This is a genomic window from Bifidobacterium callimiconis (assembly GCF_003952005.1).
Classification (GTDB): domain Bacteria; phylum Actinomycetota; class Actinomycetes; order Actinomycetales; family Bifidobacteriaceae; genus Galliscardovia; species Galliscardovia callimiconis.
In genome coordinates, this window is the sequence record NZ_QXGJ01000014.1 from 44,906 (window position 1) to 58,816 (window position 13,911).

General features: G+C 64.4%; 6 protein-coding genes. 2 read left to right on the plus strand and 4 right to left on the minus strand.

The features are described from left to right. Positions 1-2: 2 nt before the first annotated feature. Entirely contained in the window at positions 3-2,318 is a 2,316-nt protein-coding gene (locus D2E23_RS10460) for a YhgE/Pip domain-containing protein (RefSeq protein ID WP_126030849.1), read from the plus strand. A 517-nt stretch (positions 2,319-2,835) separates the two neighbouring features. On the opposite strand, the gene D2E23_RS10465 is transcribed toward D2E23_RS10460, so the two are convergent. The 4 genes from D2E23_RS10465 to D2E23_RS10480 all read right to left on the minus strand — a co-directional run bounded on the left by D2E23_RS10465 (position 2,836) and on the right by D2E23_RS10480 (position 9,823). Continuing rightward, positions 2,836-4,008: a cystathionine gamma-synthase gene (locus tag D2E23_RS10465; RefSeq protein WP_126030850.1), complete on the minus strand. Its 1,173-nt coding sequence runs from the start codon at positions 4,006-4,008 to the stop codon at positions 2,836-2,838. A 176-nt stretch (positions 4,009-4,184) separates the two neighbouring features. Continuing rightward, the gene (locus D2E23_RS10470) at positions 4,185-5,213 is read right to left on the minus strand and encodes a cystathionine beta-synthase (RefSeq protein WP_126030851.1); all 1,029 of its coding nucleotides are present in this window, start codon (positions 5,211-5,213) and stop codon (positions 4,185-4,187) included. Positions 5,214-5,959: 746 nt separating this feature from the next. Next, positions 5,960-8,113 (minus strand): beta-galactosidase, encoded by a 2,154-nt coding sequence (locus D2E23_RS10475; RefSeq protein ID WP_126030852.1) that lies wholly within the window; start codon positions 8,111-8,113, stop codon positions 5,960-5,962. Positions 8,114-8,260: 147 nt separating this feature from the next. Then, complete coding sequence (locus tag D2E23_RS10480) at positions 8,261-9,823, minus strand: glycoside-pentoside-hexuronide (GPH):cation symporter (protein WP_126030853.1); 1,563 nt, start codon at positions 9,821-9,823, stop codon at positions 8,261-8,263. A gap of 538 nt (positions 9,824-10,361) precedes the next feature. Between D2E23_RS10480 and lacZ the strand changes: the two genes are divergently transcribed. Further along, positions 10,362-13,580: a beta-galactosidase, LacZ type gene (gene lacZ / locus D2E23_RS10485; RefSeq protein WP_126030854.1), complete on the plus strand. Its 3,219-nt coding sequence runs from the start codon at positions 10,362-10,364 to the stop codon at positions 13,578-13,580. Positions 13,581-13,911 lie beyond the last annotated feature (331 nt).

Below are 13,911 nucleotides of genomic sequence, written 5' to 3' on the forward strand. Positions count from 1 at the left end.
CGATGACACGAAACAGCACGCCACGCACGACCCACACATCCGGCACGCCACGCGAGTCCAGCGCATCACACGCATCCGGCACGTCACGCGGCAAGCGCGGTCCCGCCACACCCGCCTACTCGCCCATACGCTCCCTGAAGAACATCGGCCGCATCGTCGTCGGCGATCTACGTCGACTGTTCGGCAACATCACCGCCATCACCATGGTGATCGGACTGGTGGCCATCCCCTCACTGTTCGCATGGTTCAACGTGTCGGCCAACTGGGATCCGTTCGGCAACACCGGCAACCTCAAGTTCGCCGTAGCGAACAACGACGAAGGCTACCGCAGCGACCTGGTGCCCGTGAAAGTCAACGTGGGCGAGAACGTGATCTCCGCACTACGCGCCAACGACCAGCTCGACTGGGTGTTCACCAGCCGCGAGGAGGCCATCGAAGGCACTAAGTCGGGCGAATACTATGCCGCCGTGGTCATCCCCAAATCGTTCAGCCGCGACATGATGACCGTATTCTCCCCCGACGTGAAACACGCCAGCCTCACCTACTATTCGAACGAGAAGAAGAACCCGCTCGCCCCCAAGGTGACCAGTCAGGGCGCCGACGCCGTGCAGGCGCAGGTCAACCAAGTGTTCGACACCACGATCTCCACGGTGGGACTCACCATCGCATCCGAACTCGTGGACGCACTCGACAGCGACTCCGCCACCACGCTCGTGGGCAACCTCAACACGAACATCGCGCAGACCGCCGGACGACTCAACGCCACAGCCGACAACCTCGACCAGTACGGCGAGGTCATCACGTCGGCGCAGTCACTGATCGACTCGTCGTCCGACCTGGTAGGCAAGGCGTCAGACAGCGCCAAGGCCGCACAGACCGCCACCGATCAGGCCAAGCAGGGCGTGAGCAGCGTGTCCGATGCACTCAATTCGTCGGCGCAGAGTGTGTCCGACGCACTCGGACAGAGTGCGGACAGTTACAAAAACGCCGCCGACGACATCGACACCGCCATGGCCGCCATCGGCACGCAGGGCGCGGACACATCCAGGCAGCTGCACGCGCTCGCCGACAAACTTGACGAACAGATCAGCTCGTATCAGACGCTGCGAAACAACCTTGCCGCGCTCAACCCGCAGACCGACGCCGGCAGACAGGCGCTGGAGCGCACGCTCGCCGATCTTGACGATTCGATCGCCAAGCAGCAGTCCGTGCGCGATGCGCTCAACAACACCGCCGACAACGTGGACAAGGGCATGGCGAACGCCGATCAGGCGCGCACCGACGCCAAGGCCAAGGCGCAGGCCGCGCGCACCGCCATGGATCAGGCGAGCCGTGACTTCGATTCCGGTCTGAAGAAGAAGCTGGACGGCATGGCGTCGGCAGTGTCCTCGGCGTACGACGATGGCACCGAAGCGGCCACGCGACTGCAATCCACGGTGGACGATCTGTCCGGTTCGGCGGATTCGATCGCGTCGAACATGACCGCGGCGCACGACAAGATCACGGCCGCCGCGCAGACGCTACGCGATTCGTCCGACAAGATGACGGCGCTGCACGACAAGATTCAGAAGGCGTTGGACAGCGACGACATGCAGGCCGTGAAGACGGCGCTGGGTGACGACCCCGCGACTCTGGCTGCATCGATGGTGTCGCCAGCGGGCGTGAATCGTCATGCCGTGTTCACGGTGGAGAACTTCGGTTCGGCCATGGCGCCGATGTATACGGCGCTGGCCATGTGGCTTGGCGCGCTTCTCATGTCGCTGGCCATTCTCACGCAGGTGTCGCGTGAGCGGATGGATACGCTCGACCGGCCGCGCCCGCATGAGCTATATCTGGGTAGGTTCGGCGTGTTTGCATTCGTGGCGCTGTTGCAGAGCACCGTCACCTGCCTTGGTGAGCTGGCATATCTGCGGATCCAGTGTGACCATCCGATGCTGTTCATGCTGACCGGCTGGACCACGTCGCTGGTGTTCGCGTTCATCGTGTACACGCTGGTCGTATCGTTCGGCAATCCGGGCAAGGCGTTGTGCGTGCTGATCATGGTGATGCAGATCACCGGCGCGGGCGGCGCGTTCCCCGTGGCCATGTTGCCGGAGTTCTTCCAGAACGTGCACCCGTTCCTGCCGGCCACGCATGCGGTGGACGCGTTCCGTTCCGCCATCGCCGGTATCTACGGCAATGATTATTGGATTTCGATGGGCCGTCTGCTGGCGTTCGTGCTGCCGATGCTGCTGCTCGGTCTGGTGCTACGCAAGCCGCTTATCAGCTTCAACGCCAAGTCCATCGCCACCCTCGGCAAGACCAAAGTGCTGGGCTAGCGCGACGGCGCGATATGCGGGAACAGCACGATGTGCAATATGGGTGCGTGCGGGACGATGACGAGAGCGTCATGGTGTTTGTAGGCGCGTAGAGGCTGGACCCCTCCCCCAGTTACAACTAGATCCCTCCCTCAGTCACGCCGTTCGGCGTGACAGCGTCCCGCAAGAATGGACGGCCTGCGGCCGACACATCATCCCGTTCGCCTGTCGGCTCACCTGAGTCCTGAAAATGCCCCTTGCATTTTCTGATCAGACTCAGCCTCCCTTGGAGGGAGCACGCGGGTGTCATCACTCTGCGGGGTGAGCCCTCCCTCAGTCCGCCTACGGCGGCCAGCTCCCTCCCTCGGAGGGAGCACGTAGGTGCTATCGCTTCGTGCTCCCTCCACGGGAGGGAGCTGTCACGCCGAATGGCGTGACTGAGGGAGGGACCCATCCCCCTGCGAGTAAGAAACCCCCAAAAGCCGGGAATCCGGTCCGCGGGAATCCCCCATTCCCGCGGACCTTCTCCCCCGCTCGCTTACTGCGCGCTGCGCTCGAGCGCCTGATCGAGGTCGGCGATCAGATCGTCCACGTTCTCCACGCCCACGGACAGGCGGATCAGGTTGTCGGGCACCTGCAGGGTGGTACCGGAGACGGACGCGTGGGTCATGGCGGCCGGGTGTTCGATCAGCGACTCCACGCCGCCCAGCGATTCGGCCAGCGTGAAGATCTCGGTGCCGGCGGCGAACTTGAGCGCCGCGTCACGGCCGGCGGCCAGCTGCACGGAGACCACGCCGCCGAATCCGCCGTGCATCTGGCGGGCGGCGATCTCGTGGCCGGGGTGCGATTCGAGGCCCGGGTAGAGCACGCGCTCCACTTCGGGGCGGGCGGCCAGGTGCTCGGCGATGGCGAGCGCGTTGGCGCTGTGACGCTTCACGCGCAGCTCGAGGGTCTTGAGGCCGCGGGTCTGCAGCCAGGAGTCGAACGGTCCGGGCACGGCGCCGGCGGAGTTCTGCAGGAACGCCACCTGGTCGCGCACCTCCTCGTCGTTGAGCACGATCGCGCCGCCGACCACGTCGGAGTGGCCGCCGATGTACTTGGTGGTGGAGTAGACCACGGCGTCGGCGCCGAGTTCGAGCGGGTGCTGGAGCACGGGCGAGGCGAACGTGTTGTCCACCACGATCTTGGTGCCGTGCTTGTGGGCGATGTCGGCGGTGAGTTCAATGTCGGTGACGCGCAGCATCGGGTTCGACGGGGTCTCCACCCAGATGTACGCGTAGTCGTTGGATTCCAGGGCCTCGCGCACGGCGTCGGGGTCGGAGATGTCGACCACGTCGAGGCCGATGCCCCACGGCACGAATACCTTGCTCAGCAGTCGGTAGGTGCCGCCGTACACGTCGTTGCCGAGCAGCACGCGGTCGCCGGGCTTGAGGGTGGAGCGCAGCAGCACGTCGATCGCGGCGAGTCCGGACGAGAAGGCGAGCGCGTACTTGCCGCCTTCGATCGCGGCGAGCTGCGTGTCGAAGGAGTCGCGCGTGGGGTTCACCGAGCGGCTGTAGTCGTAGCCGTGGCGCAGCTGGCCGACGCCGTCCTGCTTGAACGTGGAGGTCAGGTAGAGCGGCGGGACGACGGCGCCGGTGATCGGATCGGGTTCCTGACCGGCGTGGATGGCGCGGGTGGCGAGCTGCGTTGCGGTGAAGTCGATGGTCATGATCTGGTTTCCTTTATGGTGTTGTGTTTTGTGTTGTCGTTTACGTATTACTCCGGCTCCCCTCCCGGGGAGGGGAGCTGTCCGCCGAGGCGGACTGAGGGGAGGGTTCCCACCCTCCGCCCTTCCCCTCGAGGGGAAGGTGTCCGGCGACTGTCGGACGGATGAGGTGACGCGCGTTACGCGTACACCGGCTTGCTGAGCACCGCGTCCACAAGCGACGGCTGTGCCGTGCGCGCCACGATGTCGCCGAATCCGTTGTCGATCATCCACTGGTCGTTGAAGATCTTGCCCAGGTAGCTGCGTCCGGAGTCGGGCAGCAGCACCACCATGAGCGCGTCCTTGCCGAGCTTGTGCATGCGCGCGTACTTGAGTGCGGAGACGACGGCCATGCCGCTCGAACCGCCCACGAGCAGTCCTTCCTCGGCGGCGAGGCGACGGGTCATCTCGAACGCCTCGGCGTCGTTGACCTGCACGATCGAGTCGACCACGGTCGGGTCGTACGCCTCGGGGTAGAAGTCCTCGCCTACGCCTTCGATCTTGTACTGGTGCACGTTGTCGGGGTTGGAGTAGATGGAGCCCTCCGGGTCGGAGCCGATCACGGTCACCTGGTTGGCGGACGCGTCCTTGAGGAAGCGGCCGGTGCCGGAGATGGTGCCGCCGGTGCCGATGCCGGCCACGAAGTGCGTGATCTTGCGGTCGGTGCCTTCCCAGATCTCCGGTCCGGTGGTGCGGTAGTGGCTTTCGGGACCGTTGGGGTTGCTGTACTGGTTGGGCTTGAACGCGCCGGGGATCTCGCGGGCGAGTCGGTCGGACACCGCGTAGTAGGAGCGCGGGTCGTCGGGCTCCACGTCGGTGGGCGTGACGACGACTTCGGCGCCGTATGCGCGCAGTACGGATCGCTTGTCCTCGGAGACCTTGTCGGGCACCACGAAGATTGTGCGGTAGCCGCGCTGCTGGGCGACGAGCGCGAGGCCGACGCCGGTGTTGCCGCTGGTGGGTTCGACGATCACGCCGCCGGGTTTGAGTTGGCCGGAGCGTTCGGCGGCGTCGATGATGCGGGCGGCGATGCGGTCCTTGGACGAGCCGCCGGGGTTGAAGTATTCGACCTTGACGGCGATGGTGGCGTCGATGCCGTCGGTCACGTGGTTGAGGCGGACGAGCGGAGTGTTGCCGACGAGCGAGGTGATGGAGTTGACGATGGTCATTGTGGTTCCCCTTGTTTCACGATATGCGATTGGCTTGTTTGGTATCGGATGCTTGATGTGGCGCCGATCTGACCGGCATCGGTAACACCGCCGACCCCTTTGCCGACCGGTGTTGCAATCGCGTGAAACAAGAGCGGGGATTTTGGATTCCGTCCGGTGCTGGCCGGGAGGAGGTTCCAAGGATTTCGTTGATTTCCGTCGATCGTCGGTATGCGATTCGCTCGTGAGATCGGATCCGTATGGTCAACCGATGATCGGCTGAAATGCGAAATGGATTCGTCGCCCGACTTGGCGGAATATGAAAAACCGTTCTGTTTCAGTTATGCGTCACTGGCCAGCACCCCGTATGCCTGCACTCGGCGACCGCGATCCGCGGTCCGGTGCGCATACCCTGAGGGGCGGCGGCTAGCGACAACAACATGAAAAGAACGTCATGCCTCAAACCGTAGCACACCCACCCGCTCCGGCGTGTCGCAATAATCGGTTTTCATTCCTTGACGAATCCGGTAGTCAGAACGCGACACTTGGCGAATTTGGGAATCGGAACGGGACAGTGCGAGCGAACACAGAGGGATTGGAACGTCGCGTTTGGACTACCAAGTTCGGATTGACTACCGAATTGTGCGGAATGCTCGTTCTTGACGTGGTTGGATTGAAGCTCCTCCCCTCAGTCGGCTGCGCCGACAGCTCCCCTCCGGTGGGGAGGGGAGCCGCAGGGCGACTGGCGCAGAGGGGAAGGGAAGCGGCTACTTTGTGGTGCGGGTGATGAGGGTGGCGTTGCGGTGGAGGGTGTAGCCGCCGTTGCCGTTCGGCTCGCAGCGGTGGGCGATGATCACGTCACCGGGCACGGACTCCAGAGTCACGTCCTCCTTGCCGCGCGGCAGGTAGAAGTCGAAGCAGACATTCGCGGTCTCGCGCACGGTATGGAGAATCGCGGCATCGGCAGCAGCAACCTCGGCAGCACCCGCCCCGGCGAGATACCCCCGTACGAAATCGCCCAGCGCCTTGCGGTCGAGATCGCAGCCCACGTAGTAGGCCTCGCCGTCGCCGTAGGCGTTGCGCACGAGCGCAGGCACGCCGTCAAGCTCCCACTCCTCGGCGTCCGCGCCCTCGTACGTCGCGAGCACGGCCGCCGAATCCGCCACGGACGTGACCACGTTGGCCCACAGGCGCGCAATCGCACCGCTCGACAGACCGACCGTGTCCGGATCGCCATCCACCGGCCCGAGGATGTTGAACTCCTCGGCACGCACTCCGGCCACATCGCGCAGCATGCCCGGATAGCCGCCAAGCGCGGTGTGGAACGTCTCGTCCATGAGTCCGGTCGCATAGCCGATCACCACGCGACCGCCGTCACGCACATACCCTCGTACGCGATCACACGCAAACTCCGACAGGTTGATCATCGTCGGCATCACGATCGTGTCGTACTCACTCCAGTCGGCGCGCAGCGGCACCACGTCGGCGCGTACGCCGGCGTCGAGGAACGCGTAATACCAGTCGCGCACGTCATGCCAGTGGTTGAGCTTCATGCTGGGCAAGGTCTCGCAGCGGGTCATCCACTCGCAGTCAGCGTCGAACAGGATGGCCGTGCGCGAGCGCCGCACCTCACTCCCCTGCACACCGGCGTCGGAGAGCGTACGCAGCATGCCGCCCAGTTCGCATACCTCGCGGTAGACGGCAGAGTCCTCACCAGCGTGCGGCAGCATGGCCGAGTGGAAGCATTCGGCGCCGGAACGCGACTGCCGCCACTGGAAGAAACAGATGGCGTCGGAGCCGAGTGCCACGTGCGCCAGGGCGTCGCGCACGAGCTGGCCGTGGCGCTTGCGCGAGTTGAGCGGCTTCCACTGCACGGCGGACGTGGAGTGTTCCATGAGGTACCAGGGCCTGCGCTGCGCGAATCCGGAGACGAGCGAGTCGGAGCAGGCGAGTTCGTCGAGGTGGTCGCGCCCGGCGGTGAAGTAGTGGTCGTTGGATACGAAGTCCACGTCGTCGCTCCAGTCGGCGTAGTCCATGCAGCACTGGTCGGTGGAGACCATGAAGTTGGTGGTGAACGGCTTGCCCGGGCAGATGGCCTCGATGGCGTCGCGCTCGGCCTTGTAGAACTCCTTGAGGCAGTCGGATCCGAAGCGTTCGTAGTCGAGCATCTGGCCGGGGTTGACCATGGAGTCGCCGCCCATGTGGCGCGGCAGCAGCACTTCGTCGAACGAGTTGACGTGCTGCGACCAGAACGCGGTGCCCCACGCCTCGTTGAGCGCGTCGATCGTGCCATACTTGCGCTCGCACCAGCGACGGAATTCGCGCAGCGAGTCGTCGGAGTAGTCGTGACGGTTGTTCCAGCCGTACTCGTTGTTCATGTGCCAGGCGGTCACGTACGGATTGTCCTTGTAGTGTTCGGCGAGGCGGCGGCACAGATCGAGCGCGTACTCGCGGAACACAGGGCTGGTGGGACGCCACGACTGGCGGGAGCCGGCGTTGACCACGTCGCCGTTGCGTTCGATCGGCAGCACTTCGGGGTGCTTCTCGTACAGCCACAGCGGTGCTGCGGCGGTGGCGGATGCGAGATCGACGGCGATGCCGGCGCGGCCGAGCTTGTCGATGATGCGGTCGAGCCAGTCGAAGTCCCACGTGTCCTCGGTGGGCTGGATGCGGTCCCAGCTGAAGATGGCGAGCGCGACGGTGTTCACGCCGGCCTTGACCATGAGGCGCACGTCGTCGTCCCATACGTCTTCGGGCCACTGGTCGGGGTTGTAGTCGCCGCCGTAGGCGATGCCGCGGCCGTTGTCGGTGAGCAGGGCGGGCCAGCGGAAGGGTCGGCGTACGGCGTCGGGTCCGTGGCCGAGCGGTTTGTCGGCGGTGCGTTCGGTGACGGTGGATGCGGAGGTATCGGTAACGGTCATGATGGTTCCTTGCGATGCGAATACGGAAAAGATATGAAAAACGGAGGCGGGCGAGCGGAGGTGAAGGGCTCGCCCGCCTCCGATGGGGAGGGAGGGTGCCGGCCGTCGTCGTCAAGGCTCGGCGACGGCCGATGATTGCGTTCGCGCCTACTTGGCGGAGGCGGAACCAGCTGCGGTGCCAGCGCCGGCGGCGACACCGGATGCGTCGGCGGTCTCGGTCGCGTTTTCCTCGACCACGTCGGCGTCCTGGGCGTCCTCGGACTTGATCTCGCCGCTGGCGAGCTTGGCCTCGAGCTCCTCGACGATCTTGGCGTGCATCTTCTCGTCGATCTTCACGGTGAACATGAAGACGAGGAGGCTGGCCACGATCAGGGCGAGCGGCGTGTAGAAGGCGAACATCTTGAAGGTGCGGATGTTGGCGGCGGTCATGTCGTCGGCGGTGGCGGTGCCGACCATGCCTGCGGCCACGGCGATGAAGCCGACGATGCCGTTGGAGAAGGCTCCGGCGATCTTGTCGAGCATCGGACGCACAGACAGGGTGACGGCCTCGTTGCGGCGGCCGGTCTTGAGCTGGCCGTACTCGATGGAGTCGGTGAGGCTCAGGATGGCGGTCATCTGGATGAACGTGCTGGGGATGTAGAACAGCACGAGGGCCACGATCACGAGGGTGAGGCTCTGGGCGCCGATGATGAACATCACGTAGCCGGCGATCATGAACACCATGCCCGCGAGGTACAGGTAGCGGCGCGGGATGTAGCGGTTGAGGATCGGGTAGAGCGGCGCGGCGATCAGACCGGTGATGATCGGGATCACGCCGGCGATGGAGAAGGCGGCGGGCTGGCCGAGCACGAACTTGAACAGGTAGAGCAGCACGCCGGTGGTGGCCACGTTGGCGATGGCGTATAGCAGGTAGCTCAGGGCGACCCACAGCAGCTGGTCGTTGTGGGCGAGGGCGCCGAACGCCTGCAGCGGGTTGCCGTTCTCCTGGGCCTTGGAACGCAGGGCGCTCTCGTTCTCCTTGGTACCGAACGCGACGGTGAGTGCGGTGAGGATGCCGAGCAGGGCCACGATCACGCCGAAGGCGGTCCAGCCGGACTGGCTTTCGGTGTGGGAGCCGGTGAACACGTAGCTGAAGTAGGTGACGATCGGGATGACGACCACGGTGATGCCGTTGTAGCCGATGGAGCCGGTGAAGGAGCCGAGTGCGGTGTAGACGCTGCGCTCGTGGGAGTCCTCGGACAGGGCCGGGATCATGCCCCAGTAGGAGATGTCACGCAGGGAGTAGAAGACGTCGAGCACGATGAACACGACGACGAACAGGATGATGAACCAGGTCTCGCTCACGTTGACCAGACCGAACAGGCCGGTGTAGACGAGGGCGAGCAGCACGGCAGAGGTGCAGCCGCCGATGACCTGCCACGGACGGAAGCGGCCGAACTTGGTGGTGGTGTTGTCGATGAGGTTGCCCAGCAGCGGGTCGATGAAGATCTCGCCGATGCGGATGGCCACGATCAGGCCGGTGATGATGCCGATGAGCTTGGTGGCGAGCGCCTTGTCGACTCCGGCGAACATGGTGCTGGTGACGTAGACGACGAAGTAGGTGCTCAGCGCGTTGTAGAACGCGGACTGGCCGAAGTTGCCGACGGCGTAGCAGATACGGCGTCCGATGCCGCCCGACTTGGCGGTGGTCGGCTGGTTTTCTTCCTTCATGTTCGTGCTTCTCCTTAGAAGACGTAAACGTGTGCGAGATCTTCCGTTGATCTGACATCCGTTAGTGTATGCCGTTACCACAATAAAGTAAAATCCATTACTATTTTGCTGGCAATCCGGGCGTGTCGTGTGCGCTTGCGCAAGTAATTCGGATCTTCGGCGACGAATGCGATCAGCATCGGAAATCGTTGCAATATCAACGACATTAGTCAGTGTGGCGTTGAAATGTTTTTGTTGCGTTGATTTGCTTTCTATATAGAGGTGCGGAAATAACGTCCATCACCGCCATTGAAATCGCACAAAAATCCATGATCAGTCGCACAAAATGCCAACAAAAACGCTCACATACCCCACAGATCGCCACCTAACAACACCCCGCCAACGACACGACGATGCGTCGACTTGCATAAATCACCATCTGTTATTACTGTTATCAGTAAAGAGTTTTACTTAACTCTTGGTCATGCGGTCGACACGCTCGCCGTAACGACCGCCACAGACTGAGACAACGACGTTATATGTCAGAAAGACAGGGAACATGACCACCCAGCCCGCCGCACACGCACCCCTCGCGGAATCCATCCACATCGCGCACGCCACCGAGGCCAGCGCCGCATGGATCACCGACCCGCAGACGTTCGCCGTCAACCGTCTGCCCGCCCACACCAGCCACCGCTTCTACGACCACAAGCCCCAGCCCGGCGAGACCATGGCCCTGCGCACCAGCCTCGACGGCGAATGGCGAGTCCGCGTGGTCACGACCGACGCCGACGGCTACCCCGTGGCCAGCGAACCCGGCAAGCACGCCCCCGACTTCGCCCAGCCCGACTACGACGACTCCGCGTTCGGCACCATCGCCGTGCCCGCCCACCTGAGCGAAGGCGGCTACCTCAACCCGCAGTACGTGAACATCCAGTACCCGTGGGACGGCCACGACGATCCGATCGCCCCCGACGTGCCCGCGAACAACCACGTGGCGCTCTACCGTCGCACGTTCACCGCCGGCGGCGAGATCGCCGCGGCCATCGCTGCCGCGCGCCCCGTCACGATCACCTTCCAGGGAGCGCAGACCGCCATCTACGTGTGGCTCAACGGCACGTTCGTCGGCTACGCGGAGGACTCCTTCACGCCCAGCGAGTTCGACGTGACCGGCGCGATCCACGAGGGCGAGAACGTGCTGGCCGTCGCCTGCTACGAATACACGTCCGCCAGCTGGCTCGAGGATCAGGACTACTGGCGCCTCTATGGCCTGTTCCGCAGCGTGGAGCTCACCGCCCAGCCCGAGGCCCACGTCGTGGATCTGCGCACCGTGGCCGACTACGATCACACCGCCGAGGAGGGCTCGATCGACGTCACCGCGCAGATCGCCAACGCCGAGGCCGTCGATTCCGGCGTCGCCGAGATCACCGACGCCAACGGCAACGTTATCTGGAAGCAGGAATTCACCGCCGCGGACATCGCCGACGGCGTCCTACACATCGAATCCGGCGTGGGCGAGGTGAACCCGTGGAGCGCCGAGGAGCCCACGCTGTACACGCTCACCGTCACGCTCAACGGTCCGCTGAACGACACGGTTGACGACGTGATCGAGGTGGCGCAGACCCGCATCGGCTTCCGTCACTTCGCCATCGAGGACGGCATCATGAAGCTCAACGGCAAGCGCGTCGTGTTCAAGGGCGTGGACCGTCATGAGTTCGACGCCCGCCACGGCCGCGCCGTCACTGAAGAGGACATGCTGTGGGACATCCGCTTCTTCAAGCGCCACAACCTCAACGCCGTGCGTACCAGCCACTACCCGAACCAGACCCGCTGGTACGAGCTGTGCGACGAGTACGGCGTGTACGTGATCGACGAGACCAACATCGAGACGCACGGCACGTGGAACGCCCCCGGCGATCAGGTGACCGCCGAGACCAACGTGCCCGGCAACAAGGACGAGTGGCTCGGCGCCTGCCTCGACCGCGTGAACAATATGGTGCGTCGCGATTTCAACCACCCGAGCGTGGTGATCTGGTCCATGGGCAACGAGTCCTACGCCGGCACCGTGTTCCAGGCCATGAGCGATCTGACGCACGAGCTCGACCCGGTTCGCCCGGTGCACTACGAGGGCGTGTTCTGGAACCGCGAGTTCGACGCGCTGTCCGACATCGAAAGCCGCATGTACGCCAAGCCGGCCGAGATCGAGGAGTACCTGACCAACGACCCGAAGAAGCCGTACATCTCCTGCGAGTACATGCACGCGATGGGCAACTCCGTGGGCGGCATGCACCTGTACACCGAGCTGGAGCGCTACCCGCACTATCAGGGCGGCTTCATCTGGGATTACATCGATCAGGCGATCTGGCAGAAGCTCGGCGACGGCAGCGAGCGCCTCACCTACGGTGGCGATTGGGGTGACCGTCCGCACGACTATGAGTTCTCCGGCGACGGCATCGTGTTCGCTGACCGTACCGCGTCCCCCAAGGCGCAGGAGGTCAAGCAGCTGTATGCGAACGTGAAGATCGCGCCGACCGATACCGACGTGACGATCACGAACGACAACCTGTTCGTGTCCACCGCCGGCTACGTGTTCACCGCGCGTCTGCTGGTCAACGGCGTGCAGACGTGGAGCGCCGACTACCGTTTCGACGTGCCGGCCGGTGAGACCTGTCGCTTCGACGTGGCGTTCCCCGACGTGTGCGAGGCCGACGACGTTGAGGTGACGTACGAGGTGGATCAGCGTCTGGCCGAGGCCACCGATTGGGCGGAGGCCGGCTACGAACTGGCGTTCGGCCAGTACGTGACCGTGGTCAAGGGCGCGGGTGCCGGCGTGGATGATGACGACGATGACGCTGCGGCCGACGCGGGCGTGCTGTCTGGCGCCGCGGCCGAGGCCGACGTGGAGGTTGTGGACTCCCGTTGGAACCTGGGCGTTCACGGCACGAACGGCAAGGACTTCGAGGTCATTCTTTCCCGCACGCAGGGCGGCATGGTGTCGTTCCGCTCGGGTGACCGCGAGATGGTGATCCGCCGTCCGGATCTGGTGACGTTCCGTCCGCTCACCAACAACGATCGCGGCAACGGCAGCGGCTTCGACCGCGCGCAGTGGTTCGGCGCCGGCCGTTACGCCCGCGTGGTGGACACCGCGTTCGAGGCCGGCACCGATTCCGCCACCGCCACGTACACGTATGAGCTGGCCGAGCCGAATCGTACGCATGTGACCGTGCGCTACGAGGTGGCGGACGACGGCACCGTGCATCTGACCGCCTCCTACCCCGGTGGCGTGGATGCGCCGACGCTGCCCGCGTTCGGTCTGGAGTGGACGTTGCCCGCCGAGTACGAGAACCTGAAGTTCTACGGTCTGGGCCAGGACGAGACGTATCTCGACCGCAAGCACGGCGGCAAGCTGGGCGTGTTCGCCACGACGGCTGCCGACTCCGTGGCGCCGTACCTGGTGCCGCAGGAGACCGGCAACCATGAGGGCGTGCGCTGGGCCGAGATCACGGATGCGACCGGTCACGGCATGCGCGTGGCCGCGGGCCGTGGCGAGGCCGGTGCCGACGCGTTCTCGGCAAGCCTGCTGCCGTACAGCACGCTGATGCTCGAGGAGGCCCGTCATCAGAACGAGCTGCCCGCGCCGCGTCACACGTTCCTGCGTCTGCTGGCCGCCCAGATGGGCGTTGGCGGCGACGATTCGTGGGGCGCCCCGGTGCACCCGCAGTTCCAGCTGCCCGCCGCCGACCCCTACACCCTCGACGTCACCCTCACCCTGATCTGAGTCGGCGTTCCTTCTAGGGGGTGGCCCGCCTACGCGAGCCACCCCCTATTTTTCTGGCTCCCCTCCGAGGGAGGGGAGCTGTCCACTGCCACATCCTGAATACTGCGGGTATACATCAGATTCACGACGAACCCACAGCGAAGAAACCCACATACTGCGGGTTCGTCACCACACCTAAACGAACCCGCAGCGAAGAAGTCTCTACACTGCGGGTTTGTCATCATCGCCGAACGGATCCGCAGCAAGACGCATGCCATACTGCGGATCCGTCACCATACCCAAACAAACCCGCAGTGCAGCATCATCGGTCCGAACAAGAACCGCCCCGGTT